The 21,190-nt window shown below is 67.5% G+C and carries 18 protein-coding genes; 11 read left to right on the top strand and 7 right to left on the bottom strand.

Annotated elements, in window-relative coordinates; genetic code table 11:
• Window positions 1-162: 162 nt before the first annotated feature.
• The 4 genes from sfnG (at window position 163) to KDB67_RS00820 (ending at window position 5,058) form a co-directional block, all read left to right on the top strand.
• Window positions 163-1,338, top strand: a complete 1,176-nt coding sequence (sfnG, locus tag KDB67_RS00835; RefSeq protein WP_291011183.1) for a dimethylsulfone monooxygenase SfnG — start codon at window positions 163-165, stop codon at window positions 1,336-1,338.
• Window positions 1,339-1,371: 33 nt separating this feature from the next.
• Window positions 1,372-2,574, top strand: a complete 1,203-nt coding sequence (locus tag KDB67_RS00830) for an acyl-CoA dehydrogenase family protein (protein ID WP_291011181.1) — start codon at window positions 1,372-1,374, stop codon at window positions 2,572-2,574.
• A gap of 41 nt (window positions 2,575-2,615) precedes the next feature.
• Window positions 2,616-3,791 carry an SfnB family sulfur acquisition oxidoreductase gene (locus tag KDB67_RS00825; RefSeq protein WP_291011179.1) on the top strand — a complete coding sequence of 392 codons (1,176 nt, stop codon included), beginning with the start codon at window positions 2,616-2,618 and terminating at the stop codon, window positions 3,789-3,791.
• A 91-nt stretch (window positions 3,792-3,882) separates the two neighbouring features.
• Window positions 3,883-5,058 carry a glycosyltransferase family 4 protein gene (locus KDB67_RS00820; protein ID WP_291011176.1) on the top strand — a complete coding sequence of 392 codons (1,176 nt, stop codon included), beginning with the start codon at window positions 3,883-3,885 and terminating at the stop codon, window positions 5,056-5,058.
• Here KDB67_RS00820 and KDB67_RS00815 read toward each other — a convergent pair.
• Together KDB67_RS00815 and KDB67_RS00810 are read right to left on the bottom strand one after the other, a co-directional pair.
• Window positions 4,968-6,950 (bottom strand): hypothetical protein, encoded by a 1,983-nt coding sequence (locus KDB67_RS00815; protein WP_291011174.1) that lies wholly within the window; start codon window positions 6,948-6,950, stop codon window positions 4,968-4,970. The genes KDB67_RS00820 and KDB67_RS00815 overlap by 91 nt on opposite strands.
• 20 nt (window positions 6,951-6,970) lie before the next feature.
• Entirely contained in the window at window positions 6,971-7,897 is a 927-nt protein-coding gene (locus KDB67_RS00810) for a CoA ester lyase (protein ID WP_291011172.1), read from the bottom strand.
• Between the two features lie 278 nt (window positions 7,898-8,175).
• Here KDB67_RS00810 and KDB67_RS00805 point away from each other — a divergent pair, with 278 nt between their 5' ends.
• The gene (locus KDB67_RS00805; RefSeq protein WP_291011170.1) at window positions 8,176-9,462 is read left to right on the top strand and encodes a polysaccharide biosynthesis protein; all 1,287 of its coding nucleotides are present in this window, start codon (window positions 8,176-8,178) and stop codon (window positions 9,460-9,462) included.
• Here the strand turns inward: KDB67_RS00805 and KDB67_RS00800 are convergent.
• Window positions 9,402-10,553 (bottom strand): DUF3068 domain-containing protein, encoded by a 1,152-nt coding sequence (locus tag KDB67_RS00800; protein WP_291011168.1) that lies wholly within the window; start codon window positions 10,551-10,553, stop codon window positions 9,402-9,404. The two genes, KDB67_RS00805 and KDB67_RS00800, sit on opposite strands and share 61 nt — an antisense overlap.
• Window positions 10,554-10,831: 278 nt before the next feature.
• Here KDB67_RS00800 and KDB67_RS00795 point away from each other — a divergent pair, with 278 nt between their 5' ends.
• The 3 genes from KDB67_RS00795 (at window position 10,832) to KDB67_RS00785 (ending at window position 12,875) form a co-directional block, all read left to right on the top strand.
• Window positions 10,832-11,053 carry a hypothetical protein gene (locus KDB67_RS00795; RefSeq protein ID WP_291011166.1) on the top strand — a complete coding sequence of 74 codons (222 nt, stop codon included), beginning with the start codon at window positions 10,832-10,834 and terminating at the stop codon, window positions 11,051-11,053.
• A gap of 40 nt (window positions 11,054-11,093) precedes the next feature.
• The gene (locus tag KDB67_RS00790; protein WP_291011164.1) at window positions 11,094-12,308 is read left to right on the top strand and encodes an acyltransferase; all 1,215 of its coding nucleotides are present in this window, start codon (window positions 11,094-11,096) and stop codon (window positions 12,306-12,308) included.
• Window positions 12,309-12,578: 270 nt separating this feature from the next.
• Window positions 12,579-12,875 (top strand): hypothetical protein, encoded by a 297-nt coding sequence (locus tag KDB67_RS00785; protein WP_291011162.1) that lies wholly within the window; start codon window positions 12,579-12,581, stop codon window positions 12,873-12,875.
• Window positions 12,876-12,958: 83 nt separating this feature from the next.
• Here the strand turns inward: KDB67_RS00785 and KDB67_RS00780 are convergent, their stop codons facing one another.
• Complete coding sequence (locus tag KDB67_RS00780) at window positions 12,959-17,554, bottom strand: DUF3367 domain-containing protein (RefSeq protein WP_291011160.1); 4,596 nt, start codon at window positions 17,552-17,554, stop codon at window positions 12,959-12,961.
• Between the two features lie 65 nt (window positions 17,555-17,619).
• Window positions 17,620-17,814, bottom strand: a complete 195-nt coding sequence (locus tag KDB67_RS00775; RefSeq protein WP_291011158.1) for a DUF2613 domain-containing protein — start codon at window positions 17,812-17,814, stop codon at window positions 17,620-17,622.
• 196 nt (window positions 17,815-18,010) lie between these two features.
• Here KDB67_RS00775 and KDB67_RS00770 point away from each other — a divergent pair, with 196 nt between their 5' ends.
• On the top strand, window positions 18,011-19,243 hold the full coding sequence (locus tag KDB67_RS00770) for a glycoside hydrolase family 3 N-terminal domain-containing protein (protein WP_291011156.1): 1,233 nt from the start codon (window positions 18,011-18,013) through the stop codon (window positions 19,241-19,243).
• Window positions 19,244-19,342: 99 nt separating this feature from the next.
• The gene (locus KDB67_RS00765; protein WP_291011224.1) at window positions 19,343-19,954 is read left to right on the top strand and encodes a TetR/AcrR family transcriptional regulator; all 612 of its coding nucleotides are present in this window, start codon (window positions 19,343-19,345) and stop codon (window positions 19,952-19,954) included.
• 50 nt (window positions 19,955-20,004) lie between these two features.
• Here KDB67_RS00765 and KDB67_RS00760 read toward each other — a convergent pair whose 3' ends face one another.
• Together KDB67_RS00760 and KDB67_RS00755 are read right to left on the bottom strand one after the other, a co-directional pair.
• Window positions 20,005-20,430, bottom strand: a complete 426-nt coding sequence (locus KDB67_RS00760; RefSeq protein WP_291011154.1) for a type II toxin-antitoxin system VapC family toxin — start codon at window positions 20,428-20,430, stop codon at window positions 20,005-20,007.
• Window positions 20,427-20,663 carry a type II toxin-antitoxin system Phd/YefM family antitoxin gene (locus KDB67_RS00755; RefSeq protein ID WP_291011152.1) on the bottom strand — a complete coding sequence of 79 codons (237 nt, stop codon included), beginning with the start codon at window positions 20,661-20,663 and terminating at the stop codon, window positions 20,427-20,429. Before KDB67_RS00755 ends, KDB67_RS00760 begins: the two co-directional genes overlap by 4 nt.
• Before the next feature lie 145 nt (window positions 20,664-20,808).
• On the opposite strand from KDB67_RS00755, the gene KDB67_RS00750 reads away from it, so the two are divergent.
• On the top strand, window positions 20,809-21,063 hold the full coding sequence (locus tag KDB67_RS00750; RefSeq protein WP_291011150.1) for a hypothetical protein: 255 nt from the start codon (window positions 20,809-20,811) through the stop codon (window positions 21,061-21,063).
• Window positions 21,064-21,190: the final 127 nt, after the last annotated feature.

Genomic DNA, 21,190 nt, shown 5'->3' with positions numbered 1-21,190 from the left:
CTTGGCTGTCGCCGGTCCGTAGCCCGAACTGCGGGTCGGGTGCGGTATGACCGGCAGCGGGAAAATAGGTCACAATACCTACACAAAAAGGGCTGCCTGGGCTTTGCGTTCGGATTGATTCCAATGGTTGTCGACGGCGTCGGTACTTTGCACACTCGATTCATGTCCTCAAATACTGCCGAGCACAATGCTCTGGAAGTGGCGCACCGGCCGCTGCAATTCGCCTACTGGGTTCCCAATGTCAGTGGCGGACTGGTTGTCTCGAAGATCGAGCAGCGCACCGACTGGAGCTACGACTACAACAAGCGCCTCGCCGTTCTCGCCGAGAACAACGGCTTCGACTACGCCCTCTCCCAGGTCCGGTACATCGCCTCCTACGGCGCCGCCTACCAGCATGAGTCGACCAGCTTCTCCCTCGCGCTGCTGCTGGCCACCGAACGCCTCAAGGTGATCGCCGCGGTGCACCCGGGCCTGTGGCAGCCGGGTGTGCTGGCCAAACTCATCGCCACCGCCGACCAGTTGTCCGGGGGCCGCGCCGCCGTCAACGTCGTCAGCGGCTGGTTCAAGGACGAATTCACCAAACTCGGCGAACCGTGGCTCGAACACGACGAACGGTACCGCCGGTCCGAGGAGTTCATCACCTACCTGCGCGAGATCTGGACCAGCGAGCACGCCGAGTTCGCCGGCGACTTCTACCGCCTGCACGACTTCGACCTCAAACCCAAACCCACCGAGGTCGCGGGCCGCCCGCATCCGGAGATCTTCCAGGGCGGCAACTCGACGGCCGCCCGCGCGATGGCCGGCCGCGTCTCGGACTGGTACTTCAGCAACGGTAAGGACTTCGACGGCATCACCGAGCAGGTCATCGACGTCAAAACTGAAGCAGCTCTGCATAATCGGACTGTCCGGTTCGGTCTCAACGGGTTCCTCATCGGCCGCGACACCGAGGCCGAAGCCCGCGATGTGCTGCGCGAGATCGTCGACAAGGCCGACCGCGAGGCCGTCGAAGGCTTCGGTTCGGCCGTCAAGCAGGCCGGAAAGTCCGCAGCCGACGGCAAGGGCATGTGGCAGGACTCGGAATTCGCCGACCTGGTGCAGTACAACGACGGTTTCCGCACCGGCCTCATCGGCACGCCCGAGCAGATCGCCGAGCGGATCGTCGCCTACAAGACACGCGGCGTCAACCTGCTGCTGCTCGGCTTCCTGCACTACCTCGAAGACGTCGAGTACTTCGGCACCCGGATCCTGCCGCTGGTCCGTGAGCTCGAAGCCGATCTCGCCGCCAGCGGCAAGCTCGAATCCGAACTCGCCCGCAACGGCATCCTCGTCAACTCCTGAATCTCGCATCCACACAGAAAGTTTCACATTCAGATGACCGCAACGATCACCGCCGATCAACAGACCCGATTCGCCGACGCGCTGCGCCGCGCCGACCTGGTGGCCGCCGAACTGCGCGCCACCGCCGCCGAACGAGACCGGGCCAATGCCGACCCCGTCGCCGAGATCGAACTCCTCCGTAACGCCGACCTGCTGCAGGTGGGTGAGCCCGTCGATTTCGGCGGCTCCGGACTGAATTACGCACAGTCGCAGGAGATCACCCGGCGTATCGCGCGCGGTGACACCTCCATCGCCCACCTGCTCGGCTATCACTATGCGCAGCAGCGCATTCCGCACCTGTTCGGCACTCCCGAGCAGGCCGAGGAACTGTCCCGGCAGAACGCGTCGGAGAAGTCGTTCTGGGGTGGCGTGCAGAATCCGCGCGGAGCGTCGGGTCTGGAACTGACCCGCGACGGCGACGGCTTCCGCCTCAACGGCCGACGCACCTTCGCCTCCGGCGCGAGCGTCGCCGACCGGCTGTCGGTGACCGCGATCTTCGAGGGCGATCTGGTGTTCCTGGCCATCCCGCGCGACAAGGAAGGCTTTACGCCGCTGGGGGACTGGGACAACATCGGCCAGCGCCTGACCGACTCGGGCGGTGTCGAATTCGTCAACACCCCCATCGCCCGCAGCGAGATCCTGGGTGATGATCCGCTCACCGGCAAGACCTTCTCCGACTACCAGACGCTGGTCACCCCGCACTGGCAGCTCGCGTTCGTCAACTTCTACATCGGCACCGCCGAAGGTGCACTGGAGGAGGCCCTGGACTGGACCCGCATCAACGCCAGTGCCTGGGAGACATCGGGCGTCGACGCCGCCACCGACGACCCGTACATCCTGGAGTTGGTCGGTGAACTGAAGGCGAAGGTCACCGCGGCATCGTTGCTGGCCGACCGGGCCGGTGAGGCCCTGCAGTGGGCCCTGGACTTCGGACCCGAGCTGAGCGCCGAGCAGCGCGCCGACACCGCGGTCAAGATCGCCGAGGCCAAGTTCCTCACGACCAAGGTGTCGCTCGAGGTGGCCTCGCGGTTGTTCGAGATCCAGGGTGCTCGCGCCACCACCGCCGCCTACGGTTTCGACCGGCACTGGCGCAACCTGCGCACCCATACCGTGCACGATCCGGTGGCCTACAAGGCCCGCGAGATCGGTGACTGGGTCCTCAACCAGCGCGCCCCGCAGTTCACGCTGTACAGCTGATTTCCGTGCCGGAACAAGGGTTTTCACCTACGCTGGTCGGCGTGCCCGTACCGGTTGATCATGATGCGGCAGTGAACGCTGCCACCGCACTCGCGTCCGCCTTCGCGGCGGGCGCGAGTGCGCGGGACGCCGAACGGCGACTGCCGGTCGAGGAGATCAAGCAGTTGTCGGCGTCGGGGCTGCTGGCGATCACGGTGCCGCGCGAGTTCGGCGGGCCCGGCTTAGGACCGTCCACGCTTGCGCAGGTGGTGGCGATCATCGCCGCCGCCGACCCGAGTATCGCGCAGATCCCGCAGAGCCACTTCACGTTCCTGGAGGCGTTGCGCCGCAGCGGTTCCCGTGAATTGCGGGAGTGGGTGTTCGGACGAGTGCTGGCCGGCGGCAGGCTGGCCAACGCGCAGAACGAGCGCACCGGCAAGACGGTCACCGACGACTCCACCACCGTCACCTCGACGCCGGATGGCTTACGGCTGGGCGGAACCAAGTACTACTGCACGGGTGCCTACTTCGCGGACATCCTCGCCGTGCGCGCGGTGGTCGCCGATGAGCAAGGCCCGCAACGGAAAACGCTCGTGTACCTACCTGCCGACACCCCCGGCATCGAGATCGTCGACGACTGGGATGGTTTCGGCCAGCGCACCACCAGCAGCGGCACGGTCACTTTCACCGATGTCGCCATCGATGATTCTGCGCTGCTGGACTTTTCGGGTCTGCTCAGCGAACCGTCGACGTACGGGGCCCGGGCGCAACTGGTGCATGCCGCCATCGACGTCGGCATCGCCCGTGGCGCACTTGGGGCGGCGGCCGAGGTGGTCACCGTCGCCCGCCCCTGGTTCGAGTCCGGACTCGACCGCGCCGTCGACGACCCCTACCTGATCGCGCAGGCAGGTGAGCTGGAACTGTCGGTGCGGGCGGCGGAATCCCTGCTGGAGACCGCGGCCCGGCGCATTGAGGAGGCCCAAGAACCGGCCGGTGTCGCCGAGGCATCCCTGGCCACGGCCGCGGCCAAGATCGCGGCCGGCCGCGCAGCCAGGGATGCGGCGGCCCAGTTGTTCGACTTCGGCGGCACCCGCTCGGCGTCCGGCAAGGCCAACTGGTCCCGCTTCTGGCGTGACGCCCGAACCCACACCCTCCACGACCCCGAACGCTGGAAGGTCCACCACCTGGGCCGCTGGGCACTCGCCGGCCAACCACCCCCATCCCACACCTCGCTGTAGCCGTCCCAAACCCCACCGCTGCGGCCCGGCATCACAATAATTGCGATGCCGACCCGCTGCGGTGGGGTTTGTGCCCGTAAACTGGCCCGCGATGAGTATCCCGTCGAAGGTCCTGCTGCTGTGCTGGCGTGACACCGGCCACCCGCAGGGCGGCGGCAGTGAGCGCTACCTCGAACGTGTCGGTACCGAACTGGCTTCACGTGGGGTCGGGGTCACACTGCTTACGGCGCGCTATCCGGGGTCGGGACAGCAGGAGTACCGCGACGGTCTGCGGATCATCCGTGCAGGTGGCAGGCTCGGGGTGTACCCGTCGGCGCTCGCGATCATCGCCGCAGGACGGCTCGGCATGGGTCCATTGGCGGGCTTCGATCCGGACCTGGTCGTCGACACCCAGAACGGGGTGCCGTTCTTCGCGACGACCATCAGCGGCGCCCCCACCGTCGTGCTGGTGCACCACTGTCATCGCGAGCAGTGGCCGGTCGCCGGACGGCTCCTAGGGTATGTCGGCTGGTTCATCGAGTCGCGGCTCTCGCCCTGGGTGCACCGCCGCAACCGCTATGTGACGGTGTCGCGGCCGTCGGCACGGGAACTGGCCGAACTGGGCGTGGACCCCGAACGGATCACCGTGATCCACAACGGCATCGACCCGGTGCCTGCCGACCTGCTCGCGCCCCCCACCCCGTCGACCGACTCCCCGTCGACGGCGCGGCTGTGCGTGCTGTCGCGGTTGGTCCCGCACAAGCAGGTCGAACACGCCCTCGACGTGGTCGACGATCTGCGGCACACCCGCGACGACGTGCACCTGGACGTGATCGGCGGCGGTTGGTGGGACGACAGGCTCCGGGCGTATGCCCGAGAGCTCGGTGTCGACGACTACGTCACGTTCCACGGCCACGTCGACGAACGCCGCAAACACGAACTCCTCGCGGCGGCCGACGTGCACCTGATGCCGTCGCGCAAGGAAGGTTGGGGTCTGGCCGTCATCGAGGCCGCCCAGCACGGTGTGCCCACGGTCGGCTACCGCTCCTCTGTCGGCCTGGCCGAATCCATCACCACCGGCGAGACGGGTCTGCTCGTCGACGGTCCCGATGAATTCATCAGTGCCACAAGAAAACTCGTCGACGATCCGGCGGCTGCCCGACGCCTCGGCGACAACGCCCGGCGTAAGGCCGCCGGCTACTCCTGGTCGTCCACCGCCGACGGCTTCGCCGCCCTCTGCGCCGCGAACACCATGCCTGCGAGAAGCGCGGCAAACCAGAGCAGGTGAGCGGCCCAGGCGGCAGTGCGGACGATGCCGCTTGCTCCGGTGGCGGCGATGTCGCCGGGAATCCGGTAGACGGTGAGGTCGTCGTGTTGCATTGCCGGAGTGAGCTTTCCGAGTTCAGCGGGGAGATCCCCGCCTTCGACGACCACCCATCCGACTCCCAGCGCGGCCAGCCTGCCGGGGTCTCCGCCCTCTACGAGCGCGGCGTCGACGTCGGCACCCCGGCCGGACGGGGCGTCGACGTCGATGCCGTCGACGGTCAGCGCACCGGCGTCGACGACCGGTGCGCGCAGCATCCGGGGGAGTGGGTCGAGTGAGGTTGTGCCGGTGAACGAATACCGCCGAATCTGGCCCGGCGGATAGATCGCCACCATTCCGTGATCGGGTGTGATGACCTGTGCCGCCTGCCGGAACGAGTCGGGCAGTGCGACGGTGCGGATCGAACCGCCCACTCCCCAGGCGAGGTCGGGCAGTGGTGCGACGACCAGCAACAGGCCGGCGGCAACGGCGAAAGCCGCAGGCACCCAACGTTTGACGGCACTGATCGCGGCGCCTGCGGCGATCGCGTAGAACGGGACGGCCAGCGCCACATACTTATGGGTGTCGCGCAGCAGCCCCGCACCCGGGATCTCCTCGACCAGCCAGGTCAGCACGCTCTCACCCGGACCGGCCACCGCGATCAGCGCCACGACGGCGCACCCGGCAAAGACCTTCCAGACACGCGAATCCCGTTGGTGGCGCCATAATTCGACGACACCGATCGCCACGATCACCATAAACGCGATGGTCGCGACAGACGCCCACCACACGCTCCGACTGCCCGGCACCGCATCGGCGTTCCAGATGCCGCCCAACCCGGCGACGGTACCCAACGTGCCCAGGCCAGGCTCGGCACGCACGCCGAAAGCGTCCACCCCCGCCCCCGACGACGTCGCGTCCGCACCCCCGACCAGCGACGCCACCACCCACGGCAACGCCCCCACCACCCACGCCGACGCGATAGCGACTCCCCTGTTGGGAGCCCCATCTCGCCGGACCCTTCGAGACGCTCGCTCCTTCGTCGCTTCGCCCTCAGGGATCAAGAAGGTGGTCGGGTCCGCCCCCTTCGTCGTTTCGTTGTCGGGGGTCGAGTAGGTGGTTGGGTCTGCCCTGTTTGTTGTTTTGTTGTTGGGGGTCGGGGAGGTGGTGGGGTTCGCCCTCCTTGCCGTTTCGCGCTCAGGGGCGTGCGCGGGTTGGTCGCGACCAAACATCTTGATCCCTGAGGCCGAAGCGACGAAGAAGCGAGGGTCGCGAAGGGTCCGGTGACCCGGGGCACCTGACGCCACCACAGCCGTCACCGCCACGACACCGGCAAACACCGACCCCGACGGCGTGAACCCCGCCCACGCGAACAACCCCGCGAGCACCACCCACCCACGAAACCCGCACGGGCGGTCCATCACCGCGACGGCCACCCAGCCGAGCGCCGCATACGACATCAACAGACTCCAGTGGCCTTGCAGAAGACGTTCGGCCACAAAGGGATTCCACACCGCGACCACCGCCGCGAAACACGCCCCGGCATGACCGGCGGCGGGCACCGCCCGGGCGGCGAGCCGGCCGAAACCCACCCCGGCCAACATCAACCCGAGACCCAGCAACGCGACCACCACGACCCCGCCGTCGACCACCGGCGTGAGCATCGCGAGCAGCCAGTCCTGTGGGACCGCCCGCGCAGGAACCCCGCCGACACCGACCGCGGAATCGGTGACATACGACCGCGGCGTCGACACCGCATCCCGGTACAGCAGGTACCGCCCGTCACCCAGTGATCGGAGCATCGGCCCCAGGATCACGACGGCCACCGCCGCGCTCACCGCGTACAGCTTCAGCAGCAGCGAACGGTCCGTCGACATGGTGGGGTGAGCGAAGAAGCTCAGTGGTGGTAGGTGTCCGACGGCGCCGGCGGATGCCCGGGCTCGTCGTCGTCGAAGTCGGAGGTGGTGATGCCGTAGGAGCGGGCCAGTTCGAGGATCTTGGTGGCGCGGGCGATGCGCGGCAGGTCCGAACCGTTGCGGATCTCCCCACCGTCACGCTCGAACTCACTGAAAAACTCTCTCGCCCAGCTGATTTCCTCCTGCTGTGGAGACAGTCCCTCGTTCACCGGATGGCACTGGTCGGGGGTGAGACAGATCTTGCCTGTCATACCGAACTCGACGCTGACGGCGGTGGCCTCGCTCAGCTTGTGGGTACTGGACCCGACGGTCGGTCCGTCGATCGCCGACGGCAGATGCGCGGCCTTCGCGGCGATCGTGAACCGCGACCGGGCGTACGCCAGGGTCAGCGGATCGCCGCCGAAACCGGTGTCGCGACGAAAATCGCCGATGCCGAACGCCAGCCGGAAGGTGTTCTTCGACGACGCGATCTCGCTGATCCGTTCCAGCCCGCGGGCCGTTTCGACGAGCGCGACGATCGGCACGTTCGGCAGCCGCGTCGCGGTCTCGGTGACGTGGTCGGGCGATTCGACCATCGCCAGCATGACGCCGCCGACAGGCACCTGCGACAACGCGGCCAGGTCGTCGGCCCACCACGGCGTGCCGAAACCGTTGACTCGCACCCAGTCGCCCCTGCCCTCCTCGGAACCGAGCCAGCGGATCACGTTGTCGCGGGCGGATGTCTTGTCCTTGGGGGCGACGGCGTCCTCGATGTCGAGGACGACGATGTCGGCACGTGAGCGGCCCGCCGAGGCGAACTTCCCGTACTGCGCACCGTTGACGAGCAGCCAGCTCCGCGCGAGGACCGGGTCGATCCGGAAACCGGCTTCGCTCGGGTCGATCTCTGTGGTGGTCGGCTGGTCGTACATCGGTGCCTTTCCTTCGCGTAAGCCTCCATCGTCGCCCATCGGGCACACCGCCCGCAAAATCTACGAGTTTCGTTTCCCCCGCCGCTTCCTGATCCCTGAGGTTCCGTCGGCACTTGGCGGACCAACTTGATCCCTGAGGGCGGTGCGAGGCACGAGCGAGCGTCTCGAAGGGTCCGGTGACATGCGCGCATGAGGTGACCAACTCCTTCGCGACGACCGCCACCGACGGCATGGACCTGCGACATCGGGACCGTTGCATCACTGACAGACTGGAAGCCATGCCCGACACCTCACAGCGCACCCTCGCCGCTTCGGTGGGTCTGGTGACGGCCGGGTCGATGGTAGCCAACATCTGTGCGTACCTCGTGCACGTTCCGGCGGGCCGCTGGCTGGGCGCATCGGCGTACGGCGAGTTCGCGGTGCTCATGGCGGCGATGCTGGTGCTGGCAGTACCCGCGTTGGCATTGCAGGCGGTGGTGGCCCGCGACACGGTGCACGGCAGGCCGGTCGGCGAGCTGATCCGGCTCACCGTGTTGGTGACGGTGGTCGTGGCGGCGCTGATGGTGCCCGCTGTGCCGCTGTTCATGTGGCTTGCCGACACCGGTTTCGCGACGACCGTGGCCGGTCTGGCGGCAGCCCCGATCCTGGTGCTGATCGCCGGAGTGCAGGGCCTGCTGCAAGGTGGGCGCGACTTTCCCGCATTGGCTACCGTGCTCGCCGGCGTCGGTATTCTGCGGTCGGTGCCAGTGGTGATCGCGCTCGCGTTCGGAGGTGGGGCCGGGACGGCTCTGGCCGCGGGGACGGCCGGGGCGGTTGTCGCAGCGGGCGCCGCGTGGTTCGTGGTGCGTGCGGGCATCTCCCGGATGCGCACGTCAGCGGACGGGTCCGGCACGGGGACCGGTGCACTCAGCGTGATCCGCGCCTCGCAGGTGCAGTTCGTGCTGGTGGTGGCGGTGTCGCTGGATTTGCTGGTCTCGCGTGGGGTGCTGGGCGCCGACGACGCCGGCGTGTACGCGCTCGGCGCCGTGGCCACCAAGGCCGCGTTCTGGTTGCCGCAGGCCATCGGCGTCGTCTTCTATCCGGCCCTGGCCGACCCCACCACGTCGCGCAGGTCGCTGGGGCGTGCGGTGCGGGTGGTGGCGCTGGTGGGTGCGGTACTCACCGTCGGGGCGGGAATCGCGGGACCGCTGGTGCCGCTGGTGTTTTCCGGCGAATATCGCCCGCTGGTGCCGATCCTGTGGATCTTCGCGTTCACCGGCTCGATGCTGGCGGTGCTGCAGGTCACGCTGCTGTGGGCCATCGCGCGAGATCGAACCCGCGTCGCTCTGGTCGCCTGGGTTGCACTCGCAGTCGAGGGCGTCCTGGTGGTGACGATTGCCGACACGGTGCTCGGCCTCGCACTGGTGGCGGCGTCGACGGCGACGGCCGCGACCGGGGTCACGGTGCTGTGGGTGTGGCGCTCACACCTCGGTGCCGATACCGTTGCCGCTCCGGAGGTACCTGCTCAGTCCGTCGCGACCACAGGCGCGGGCTCCTCATCCGACGATTCGCGCCGTAGCCAGTAGACGCCTGCGCCCACTGCGAGCACGCCGACGACACCCGCTCCGATCGGCACCAGACGCCCCCACACGGTGACCGGCCGGGCCAGTGATCGGGCCCGCGCTACCGCGGCGTCGCGGGTGTGCTTGGTGTAGCTGAGCGTCGTGACCAGGTTGACCAGCGAGAACCCCCCGCTCGGCTGAGTCGCAGGGCGGTAGCGCTCGTCGATCGTGATCCGCTCGTCGAGAATCGTGCCGGTGTCGGGGTCGACGGAGATCTCCCAGGTGCTGCGATGATGCAGATGTAGTGCGATTGGGGTGGTTCCGGGGAGTCCGAACCACGACGCGGGCCGCACGATCACCGTGGGTCTGCCCGCGGTGTCGGCGCCCGAATGCCGCTCGTACAGGTCGGTGTCGGGAACCTCGGCGACGAACCGGATGGCCTCGGCGCCCTCTACCGACGCGTCGCCGTCGTAGCGCAGCGGCACCGAGATCCGGGTGACCGGGTCGAAGAAGGCCGCATCCCGGCGTGGCATGTCGAACGCAAACGCGTAGGTGAAGCCGGTCCGGTCGGACACCTGGAACGGGGCCTGCTCGTCGTCGTACTGGATTTCCGACGACCCGTTGCGCCGGAACGTCGCCGTCTGCCGATCGAGGGTGACCCGGTCGCGGATCGCGCTGATCGTGCCGTCCGAACAGTCGTTGAGTTTGTCGTCAGCACGCAGCGAGGTACCCGCCTGCAATGTCACCTTGCTGCGGCCGGCGGGCCGCACCGCGACGATCCGCTGTTGCCTGGTCACCTCGGTGGTGACGACCCGTGCTGCCGGGGTGTCGAGCGAACACTGATCAAGCACCTGCGCGGGCGCGGTGGAGCGGGCGACGATCGTGTCGTCGGTATCGAGCGGCAGTACCTGCAGTTTGCCGACGAACAACGCGGGCAGCGCGATCGCCGCCGACAGCAGGAACGCACCGACGAAGATCATCGTCGGCCCGGCCAGTTCGCGACCGCTGAACCTGGGACGGACCGTTGCCGGGTCGGCCGAGCGCGCTGCCGCGGTGTCGGTGGTGGGGTCCGGGCCGGCGGGGTCTCCCGGGTTGTTCGCGGCGTCTGACGGCATACCGCTGACCTTAGGGCATCGCCTCGTTTCGTTGCCGGATCATTCGATGGTGGTATATGCGCACCTGCCAATGATCTCCATCGACACTGATTCACCTGGTCTACCTGGGATTTCGTCTCAGTCACCGATCCGTGACCGATTTCCTATGCCATGCTCAGGAACTGCGGCGCGTCTCCTCTTATCGTGGGCGGACCGAACACAACGTCTGTGACCGAGAAGAAGGTGATGGAACACACGCCGCACGTCAGAGATCGTCGGCGCACCGAAAGGGGATTCCCATGTTGATCTTCGTAATCGTGGCGATCATCGTCATCGTCATCGCCGGTTTCGCCATCTTCGGCGGGGCACTGCGCGGCCGGGGGACAGGCTGGACCGGCGACTCCGGAGGCGGTTTCCTCGCCGGCAGTTGGAGCCACGGCGGCTGGGGTGGCTGGGGTGGTGGTGACGGCGGAAGCTGTGGCGGGGACAGTGGAGGAGGAGGCGGCGACGGCGGCTGCTGATCGGCACCCCCGTGGTCCGGGCGTACGCTGATTTCCCGACATGAGCAGCAGCCCGGACGAGCAGGTACAGCCGACGCCGCGGTCGGCGCACTCCGATCGTCCCGCCGGGGTCGCACGCAGATTCTTCCCGCAGTTGGAGGGGATGCGTGCGGTCGCGGCGATCGCGGTGCTCACCACGCACGTGTCGTTCCAGACCGGCGCCGTCGACACCGCCGTACTCGGCCCGATCGTGGGCAGGCTCGATCTGGCGGTCGCCCTGTTCTTCGGCCTGTCGGGCTTCCTGCTGTGGCACCCCTGGGCCCGGTCCGCCCGAACCGAAGCCCCCCGACCCGACATCGGCCGCTACTTCCGGCACCGCATCGTCCGGATCTGGCCCGCCTACATCGTCGTCGTCGTGCTGGTGCTGACTCTGCTTCCCGACGCCAAGGGTGCCGACCTGACGGTGTGGCTGGCCAATCTGACGCTGACGCAGGTCTTCGTGTCGCTGTCGTTGACGGCCGGCCTCACCCAGATGTGGAGTCTGTCGGTGGAAGTCGCGTTCTATCTGCTGCTTCCACTGATCGGTCTCGCACTGGTCCGTCTGCGGGGAGACCTTGCACGCCTGCGTATCCCGGCGATCCTCGCGATGGGAGTGGTCAGCCTCGGCTGGGCCTGGTTCGCGGATACGCTGCCGCTGTCCGACGGCATCGAAACCAAGAACTGGGTGTTCGGGCACCTCCCGTGGTTCGCGGCGGGCCTGGTGCTGGCCGAGATCTCAGCGAGCACCGAAGCGGCCCACCACGATCGGCAGTCGTATCCCAGGTGGCTGCGGATCACCGTCGACTTCAGCGCGAACCGCCGGCTGATGGGTGCGGTATTCGTGGTGGCCTATGGGCTGGCCTGCACCCCGCTCGCCGGACCGACGGGCCTCGGCGAGGTCACCGACCTCCAATTCGCCACCAAAATGGTGCTCGGCGCGATCGTCGCCTACGCACTCCTCGCCCCGCTGGTATGCGCGCAGGGCCCGTTCCGGTTCCTTGACTCCCCGGTGATGCAGGCCCTCGGCCGCTGGTCGTACGGCATCTTCATCTGGCACCTCGCCGTACTCGCCATCGTCTTCCCCCTGTTCGGCATCATCCCCTTCAACGGCAACATGCCCCTGGTCCTGCTGATCACCGTCACCCTGACGATCGGCATCTCGGCCGCAAGCTACACCTTCATCGAAGACCCCACCCGCCGCTGGCTCAACGAGCGTGAGGGTCGTCGGCGACGGTGACGTGAGCCGACGGGCTATGCCGGCGACGCTGCCGCGTCATTCGGTGGTGGTATCCCCGGACCCACCTGTCGACGCCGATTCATACTGTCTACCTGGACTTTCGTCGCCGGTCACCGATCTGTGACGTCCTTGTCGAGCTGCGACCAGGATCGGCAAGCGTTCTGCCGACTATCGTGAGCGGACCAGAAACAACCCATGCGAGCACGAAGAAGGTCATATTTCACACCGCCGCACGGGGCGACCGTCGGTGCACTGAAAGGAACGTTCCAAATGTTCGACCACAATTTCGTATCATTCGTCGTCATCGTCCTTATCCTCGCCGGTTTGATTGTTTTCCGCAGATCGCGCGGTGGCGGTCGCTCCGGGGGCCGCGGAGGCGGAGGTGGCTGGCACGACGATCAATCAGCCAACTGGCACGGCGACTACTCGGGTGGCCGGCACGACGACCATTCAGGTGGCCGGCACGACGATCACGGGGGCAGCAACTGCGACGACGGAGGTAGCTGGGGCGACGACGGGGGCGGCAGTTGCAGCGACGACGGCGGTGGCGGCGGAGGCGACGACTGATCCGCGGTACGGATGAACCGTCGTAGAAATTGCCGGACCCATCCTTGCGCGACGGTGTCGGGCAGCCTACCGGCCGAACCCGGCTAGGTTCTGTCGCCCGCTGTGCGAACGGAGAACAGGGCCGACCACACGAGGATCGTGACCGCGACCAGGGCGGGAAGTTGGGTCCACCAGTCGTCGCCGTGGTAACCGGTGGGCGAGTGCCACGGCCCCGAGGCGAGGGCCACGGTGGCGGCGAGCATGGTGGCGAAGACCGCGACCACCCGCGCGGACGGACCCCGCCGATAGGTGAGAATTGCTGTCGCGCAGCCGATGCCAAGACCCCACCAGCCCGTCAACAGCCACACCGTGCCCAGCACCGCAATCGCGGCAGTGCTCGCCGCAACCACACCTCTTGATTCCCGAGACCAGGTGACCACACCTCTTGATCCCTGAGGCCCGGCGGCCACACCTCTTGATCCCTGAGGTGAAGTGACCACACCTCTTGACCGGTGAAGTGAAGTGACCACACCTCTTGATCCCTGAGGCTGAAGCGACGAAGGAGCGAGGGTCTCGAAGGGTCCGGTGACGCCGTCATCATGACGCGACCACTTCGAACGCGCGAGAACCGGCGGGAGCCACGCCGACGCCAGCAGTAAGGCCATCAGTAACAGCCCGACAACCAGCACCCAGCGATACGGAGTATCGAGACCGTAGCGCAGCGTCACCGGTCCCGACAGGTTCTTCGGTACCACCCACCCCTGCTGCCATCCGTTCACCGTAATCTGATGCAGAGTTGTTGTGCCGCTGGAAGTTTCGATCGTCGCACGCCAGCCGGAGTTGGTGCTCTCGGCGACGGTCAGGATCCGGTCCGCCGCCGACGCCTGCACCTCGACCACCCGATGGGTCGCAGACCACTTCTCCACCGGCGGCAGCACCGATGAGGTCGACGGGATCTGTTGTGCCGTAGATAGATTGACGTCGAGGACGCTGAACGCCGATCCGGGGTTGACCGACAGTTCCTGCTCTCCCGCGGTCAGCGGAATCGGGGTGGAATGGCATGGCCGCGCCGTCACCGCCTCGCCGTTGCGCAGAGCGCCTGCCGTGGTCCGCAGGCCGAGCCCGATCACGCGGCCCGCCACGGTGATTCCGATGCCGTCGCCGCAGCCGACGGTGATCACCCGGTCGGGATCGAACGGCCGGGCGTCCGGGTCCGGTGAGATCTGCACATCCGCGATCCCGGCAGGTGCTTTCTTGGCGAAGCCCAGCGCATTTACGTCTATGAGGTCGGCGGATTTGTCGACCCGCAGCCGGATCCTGTCGGTGCGGGTGCCGGGCAGCGTCACTGTCCCGTCGCCGGCGACCTTCCGGGTGATCCAGCGGGTACCCAGGTTGACCGACACATCTGTGGGCGCCGCCGGATAGGTCGATGGTGCGACGATGCGAAGCCTGTCGACGCGCTGCACGCGGGGCAGCCGGATGGTCAGCGTGGGTCCCGAAGCCCGTTCCCTTACTGAATCCTTGTCCGCGCCGTCCCGATCGCGGGACTCCGTCTTCGTGCCGGCGTCGCCGTATCCGCCCGTGTTCAGGGTCTTTTCATCACCGGCAGGATTACCGGCGGGTTCGCGACCGGATTCCGCATCATCATCATCATCATCATCGTCCTCCTTCTTGTTGCCGTCCTTCTTGTCGCCGCCTCTTGCATCGCCGGTGTCATCGTCGTCATCACGGGCGCCGTCCTCGGGCGCGGTCCACACGGTCGCCGGATCGCCGTCGACGGCGGCTTGCGCGGTGCCACGTGGGTCGGTGACGTCCGACGGTCCGTCTGCGACAACGGATCCGGGTTCGTGCAGGAGTGCACGCAAACCGTCGCCGGGGGTGGGCATGAGGGTGACGGCCGGTGAGACGGCCGTGTCCGACGGCACTGACAGGGCGCGGGTGAATACCCCCCGGGTCTCCGGTGGCAGACTCAAACCGGAAGCGCACCTGAATAATTCATCGCTCGAACTGGTGTCCCGCACACACGCCGATCGTCCGGTGAGTTCCTGCGTCAGAACCCACTGTGCGACGTCCGGTCCTTTCCGCAATTCGGGCAGTGTGACCCGCTGCCGGATAGACAATGGTGTCCCCGTCGACAGATCGGTGAGTGCGACCTCGGCGATCGCGAACTGGTTGCCGGCCTTGCCGGTAGCGGTGTGCGAGGCCCGGATCTCGATCCACGAGGTGGATCCGCCCGGAAGGGTCACCGTGAACGGTTTTCCCGGTGAAATACCTTGGGCAACAGAACTTCCGGTGTTCGTGGTAACGACGACGGTGTCAACGTCGGGTCCGATTGCCCGCGCCGTGGTCAGCGTCAGCGACAGGCCGGTGCGTGGCCGGGTGAAGCTCAGCCGCAACCACTTTCCGGCCGCTGCCGCCAAACCGCCCGACACCCAGGCGGTTCCGGGCTTTCCGTCGAACGCCGCGGCCGTCGAGTTGGTCGGTGAGGTCTGCCCCGGCTGTGTCGCGTCGGCCGCCGAACCCGAACTGGACACCCTGACCTGTCCGGGCCGGTTGTCGAGCAGCCATTGCGCACGCACCAGATCGTCGGCGTCTATGCCGTCCCAGGCGGGGTAGTCGGCGGACGCATTCTGGGTGCGACGAGGGTCGTCGGCGGTTCGGATCGCCGAACTGTGGTCGTCGACCCTGCCGAAGTCGATCTCCCGGTCGGTGGGTGTGTCGGTGATGATCCTCGGGGCGGACGGCAGCGGCTCCCGCGGGTGTTCGGCGTCGAAACGCTGTGCGTCGGCATCCAGAACGGCCGGCCCGAGCGCGGGAAGCCCCGCCCGCACCCGCTGTGCGTTGAGTGCGGCGAGGGCTTCCGGGCCACCCGAAACCCGCGGTACGGACGCGGCGTCGACGAGCACGGGACCTGTACCGCCGGACCGGGCCGCATCGGCGACGGCGTAGACGGTGATCGCGGGCAGGGCGGGCCGCAGTCCGTTGTCGCGGACCACTCCCTCGACGGTGGCCGGGCCGACCAGCGGCCCGAACCGGGCAGCGACCGACAACCCAGGCGAATCGTCGAGCGCCTGCTGGGCGACCAGTGGCCGCGCCGAGCGCGAGGTGTCCGGGTTGAGGTCGGCCCGCAGGACGACGAATCCTATGCCCTGGCCGGCGAGGGTCGCCGCGAGTCCGGGTGAGCCGCGTCCGGACGCGATCTGCCGCTGCACCGAATCCATCGCCCGGATCGCGCCGGGCGGGACCAGCGGGATCGCATCGCGCACCGCCCACGGCGTGTCCGACAGCGCCTGCAGCGGCTCGTCGCGGGTCAGCCCCCACAACTGGTCGGCGAACGGCGCGCCCGGCACCACCAGCGACCGCAGGGCCGGCCTCCCGGGTGGTGCGCTGTGTTGCTCAAGCCAGTCTGCGGCCTGCGTCCAGTACGACGGCATCGACCGATAGGTGCCGACGGGCGCGAGCTGCCCCGTCCACATCAACGACCCCGACCCGACGACGGCAACGGCCAATGCGAGGGCGGCTGCCGACCCGCGCGACATCGTCGGCCGCAGGAATGCCCGCGGATCGCTCAACGGCACCCGCGCCAGCAGATGCGCGATGCCCAGTACCACCGGAATCCGGACGAACGGCTCGAACTTGTGGATGTTGCGCAGCGGTGCGCCCGCACCGTCGAGAAACTCGCGCACGGATTCGGCGATGGGCGAGCCGAGCGCCCCCGCGTAGCCGACGCACATCACCAGCAGTCCCGTGAGCAGGATCGTGACGAGTCTGCCGCGGCCGGGCATCGCGCGCATAGTCAGCCCGGCCAGACCCGCCGCGACGAGCACCCCGGTCGCCAGGACCGCCGCGGGCTGTGTCACCAGCACCGCCCCCGCCACCCGCTCCGGCGACACGAACGGCGTCCACGCGCTCGTCCCGCGCAGCACCTCGGTCAGCGACGACCATTGCGTCGTCGTGCGCGAGGACTCGATGAAATCCAGGAACGGGGGGCTGACCTGCGACATCATCAGCAGCGGCAGGATCCACCAGGCGCACGCCAGCACCAGCCCCAATACCCACCAGAGGGCGAACCACACGGCGCGCATACCAGCCCGGCGGACCGTCAGCAACCACCACAGCAGTGCGACGCCCAGCGCCGCGACGGTCGCGACCGCGTTCACCGCCCCCATCAGCGCGACCGCCGCAGCCGACAGGAACCCCTGCCGCCACAGCGGTTCGTCACCGCGATCGAGCGCCCGGATCACCGGGATGAGCACCCATGGCGCCAGCATCATCGGCAACGTCTCCGACGAGATCGACCCGAGTGTGGTGAGTACCCGCGGACTGAGCACGAATACCGTCGCCGCGACGATCCGTGACGCCGGCGACCCCGCACGCAGTGCCTCGGCCAGCCGCACGATCCCGACGAACCCGACTGTCAGCAGCACCGCCCACCACAGACGCTGGGTGATCCACGGCGGTATGTGTGCGAGGTCGCCCGCGGCGAAGAACGCGCCGTGCGGGAAGAAGTAGCCGTATGCCTGGTTCTGGACCTGCCCCATCGGCGCCTCTGGCGACCACAGGTGGGTGGCCCGGCCGAGGAAACCGAGCGGATTGGCGGTGAGGTCGAGTTTGGTGTCGGCCGAGATCCGGCCGGGGGACTGCGCGAACGAGACGATCAGCGCACATAGCGCGGCGATGACCACACCGCGCGCCGACATCAGGTCACGGTTCTCAACCGGCCGCGGGCACACCCCAACCGGCGTTGGGGAGCATGAAGGAGAGATCAGTCCGCTTCGGCGGCGGAACGGGAGCCGTACTCGACCGCACCCTGAACGAAGCCGTCCTCGGGGGAGATGCTGTTCAGGTCGGTGGCCGGCTTGGTCTCGGTGGCCACGACGCCCCCGAGGAGCACAGCGCCGAGTCCGATGACAATACCCGCGACAGCGGCGACGCCACCGGTGACAAGACGGTTCTCCATGGCATGTGAACTTACCAGAGCGCACCTGGTGTCAGCAGCGGCACGCGTGTATCGGCGTCTCTGTGGTCGATCCACCACGCGCGATCGGTGGCACTCGGTGGCCTCCACGGCCGCAGGTTATGAAAACACCAGGTCGGTGGGTGTGGTCGGTGTTCGTCGATGTGCATGACCGGCCGGACATGACAGACTGGCGGGTATGCGTTTTCTGACGACTCGTTCACCTGCCGGCGCGGTCCGGGCCGCCGCTCTCGCATCCATCATCGCGCTGAGCGCGGGGCTGACCGCCGGATGCGGTGACGAGGGCGCCACGGTCGCCGGTTCGTCGCAGGCTACCGCCACCCGGACGTCCGCGGCGTCGTCGTCAGTTCAACTGCCGAGCGGTTCCGCCACGCCTTCGCTGACCACGCTGACCAACCGGTGCGGCGCCACGACGCTCAAGAACATGACGCAGCGGCAGAAGCTGGCGCAGTTGATCATGGTGGGTGTCACCGGCACCGACGACGCGCGGCAGGTGGTGAACTCGGAGCAGATCGGCGGCATCTTCATCGGCAGCTGGACCGACAAGTCGATCCTGACCAGCGGTGCCGCGGCAAGCATCTCCCGGGGTGCGAAGATCCCGCTGATGGTGTCCGTCGACCAGGAGGGCGGCCGGGTATCGCGGCTGTCGGGGCTGGGTATCGACGCGCTGTCGGCACGGCAACTGGCGCGGACCTCGACGCCCGCGCAGGTGCGGGCGATCGCGGCAAAGATGGGCCGGGAGATGAAGCGCCTAGGCGTGACCGTCGATTTCGCGCCATCGATCGACGTCAGCAACGAGTCCGACGACGAGGTGATCGGCGACCGCTCGTTCAGCAACGACCCGAATGTGGTCACCCGATTCGGCGGTGCGTTCGCCCGCGGGCTGGCCGATGCCGGGATCATCCCGGTGTACAAGCATTTCCCCGGCCACGGGCATGGTTCGGGTGACTCGCATCTCGGGGTGGTGCAGACTCCGCCGCTGGCGTCGCTGCAGAACAACGACCTGGTCCCGTTCCGCCGGCTACTGGCCAATCCGGGCCCGGCCGCGGCGATGGTCGGTCACCTCATCGTGCCGGGGCTGACGTCGCCGGATATGCCGGCCAGCCTCGACGCGAAGGCGATCCGGATGCTGCGGACCGGCAAGGGCTACAACGGGCCGGCGTTCAACGGGGTGATCTTCTCCGACGATCTCGGGTCGATGGCCGCGATCAGCTCCAAGTACCCGATCACACAGGCGGCGGTCCTGTCGATCCGGGCGGGTGTCGATGTGGCGCTGTGGACCACGACCGATCAGGTGCCGGCGGTGCTCGACGCGCTTGAGGCCGCCGTGCGGGACGGGCGGATCAGCCAGTCCGCGGTCGATAAGAAGGTGGTTCGGGTGCTGCGGGCGAAGGGCATCGTGACCTGCTGATTCGCGCTACGGTTGGCCACCGTATCTTACCGACTGGTAAGTTGGGGTGGTGTGGGTGGCGTTTCGCTGCCCCGCGTAACCACGAATCGAGGCATGACAATGGTCGGCGGAACCAAGCGACTACCCCGCGCGGTGCGTGAGCAGCAGATGCTCGACGCCGCGGTGCGAGTGTTCGCCGACCACGGCTTCCGGGACACCTCGATGGATGCGATCGCCGCCGAGGCGGAGATCTCCAAACCGATGCTGTACTTGTACTACGGCTCCAAGGAGGAGCTGTTCGGCGCCTGCATGAGCCGTGAATCCGGCCGCTTCATCGAGGCGATGAGCGTCGGGTTCAACCCGAATCTCCCTCAGCGAGAACAGGCCCACACCGTGGTACGCGAGTTCCTGCGCTACGTGCACGAGAACCGCCGGTCGTGGCGGGTGCTGTACCGCGTGGCGATCGGTACCGCGGCCTTCACCTCCCGGGTCACCGACAGCCGCCGCCGGATCACCGAGATGGTCGCCGAGCTGATCCGGGCGGGCACCACCGTCCAGGGTGCCAGCGATCTCGACTTCGAACTCACCGCCCTGGCCATCGTCGGCGCCACCGAGGCCGTCGCCGACCGCATCGCCGAGGGCGACGTCGACCTCGACGCCGCCACCGACCTCCTCGTCGGCATCGTCTGGCGTGGCCTCAAGGGCGTCGGCACCAATCGCGCCACCGCCTGAGGCCCATAAAGATTGCGGTCGGTCCCGGATTCCGGAACTGACCACAATATTTATCGCGCTGGCAGCCACGGGTTGACCACGGCGACACCCATCGGCACGAAATCATCGACGTTGCGCGTGGCGACGGTGAGCCCGCGGACGAGCGCGGTTGCCGCGATATACGCGTCGCGTTCCGGTCGCGGGTCGGGGAGGTGCAGAAGTGCTGCGCGACGGGCGATCTCCCGATCGACAGGAAGCGTGCGCTTCTCGAATGCGCCGATCACGCGGGCGTCGAACCAACGGCGTAGCAGTTTTCCCTGGAGTTCGTCCCGGCGTTCGATACGGAGAATGCCGAGTTCGATCTCGAAGACCGTGATCGAGCTGAGGAACTGCTCGTTCACGGCCAACGCGGCACCCCACGTCGAGACGTTCTCGTCTATTTGTCCCGGTCGTTTGCGCAGTTCACTGACGACGTTGGTGTCGAGCAGATAGGTCACAGGTCGGCTGCCCGGGGGAGCGTCCGCGACACGACCGGCTCGAACTCGACATCGTCGTCCATCTGCAACGCATCGAGCAGACTCCGCCGGTCACGCATCTGCTCGTAGTCGGCGATGGAGAGCAGGACGTACGCCGGCTCGCCGCGGTCCGTGATGACGACAGGCCCCTCGTCGGCGGCGCGTTTGGCCCCGCTCACATCCTGGTTGAACTCGCGTGCACTGACAGTCGTCACGGATCACCTCCGATGTAGCAACGTTTCTACAATACTGCCCTGCCGATCCCGATTCCTGAACCCTTCCTCTCAGCAGATCACTAGGCCTGACTCGGTTCGCCGGAAAGGTACTCGTGTAGCACGGAATCGGTGCTACACTCACCAGATGGCGAACCTGACCATCACCGTTGACGATGCGGTGCTCAAACGCGCTCGGATCCGGGCGATCGAGCGCGGTGAGTCGGTCAACCAGTACCTTGCACAGCGACTTCTTGAATATGCGGATGCGGATGCCGAGATCGCGAGGCGGCAGGAGGCGGCGTTGCGATTCGTGGCGCTTTCCCGAGAGCTGAGCGGCAGTAGTGATGGGCGAGGCTGGACCCGGGAGGAGTTGTACGGCGAAAGGGGACTCACTCGGTGAGTGTCTTTCTCGACACCAATCTCCTCGCTTATCAGTTCGATGACCGTTTCCCGGAAAAGCAGGAACTTGCGCGGCAGGTCCTGATCGGCCACGCCGCAGACGCGGTCGTCAGCACGCAGGTTCTCAT

Source organism: Gordonia sp. (in: high G+C Gram-positive bacteria) (genome assembly GCF_020438995.1).
Lineage (GTDB): Bacteria > Actinomycetota > Actinomycetes > Mycobacteriales > Mycobacteriaceae > Gordonia.
This window is presented reverse-complemented; position numbering and strand designations above follow the sequence as displayed.

Coding starts and splice junctions, on each gene's coding strand:
- sfnG (WP_291011183.1), top strand. CDS start 163: ATGTCCTCAAATACTGCCGAGCACAATGCTCTGGAAGTGGCGCACCGG.
- KDB67_RS00805 (WP_291011170.1), top strand. CDS start 8,176: ATGCCCGACACCTCACAGCGCACCCTCGCCGCTTCGGTGGGTCTGGTG.
- KDB67_RS00785 (WP_291011162.1), top strand. CDS start 12,579: ATGTTCGACCACAATTTCGTATCATTCGTCGTCATCGTCCTTATCCTC.
- KDB67_RS00815 (WP_291011174.1), bottom strand. CDS start 6,950: ATGTCGACGGACCGTTCGCTGCTGCTGAAGCTGTACGCGGTGAGCGCG.
- KDB67_RS00795 (WP_291011166.1), top strand. CDS start 10,832: ATGTTGATCTTCGTAATCGTGGCGATCATCGTCATCGTCATCGCCGGT.
- KDB67_RS00790 (WP_291011164.1), top strand. CDS start 11,094: ATGAGCAGCAGCCCGGACGAGCAGGTACAGCCGACGCCGCGGTCGGCG.
- KDB67_RS00750 (WP_291011150.1), top strand. CDS start 20,809: ATGGCGAACCTGACCATCACCGTTGACGATGCGGTGCTCAAACGCGCT.
- KDB67_RS00820 (WP_291011176.1), top strand. CDS start 3,883: ATGAGTATCCCGTCGAAGGTCCTGCTGCTGTGCTGGCGTGACACCGGC.
- KDB67_RS00765 (WP_291011224.1), top strand. CDS start 19,343: ATGGTCGGCGGAACCAAGCGACTACCCCGCGCGGTGCGTGAGCAGCAG.
- KDB67_RS00775 (WP_291011158.1), bottom strand. CDS start 17,814: ATGGAGAACCGTCTTGTCACCGGTGGCGTCGCCGCTGTCGCGGGTATT.
- KDB67_RS00800 (WP_291011168.1), bottom strand. CDS start 10,553: ATGCCGTCAGACGCCGCGAACAACCCGGGAGACCCCGCCGGCCCGGAC.
- KDB67_RS00780 (WP_291011160.1), bottom strand. CDS start 17,554: ATGTCGGCGCGCGGTGTGGTCATCGCCGCGCTATGTGCGCTGATCGTC.
- KDB67_RS00830 (WP_291011181.1), top strand. CDS start 1,372: ATGACCGCAACGATCACCGCCGATCAACAGACCCGATTCGCCGACGCG.
- KDB67_RS00810 (WP_291011172.1), bottom strand. CDS start 7,897: ATGTACGACCAGCCGACCACCACAGAGATCGACCCGAGCGAAGCCGGT.
- KDB67_RS00770 (WP_291011156.1), top strand. CDS start 18,011: ATGCGTTTTCTGACGACTCGTTCACCTGCCGGCGCGGTCCGGGCCGCC.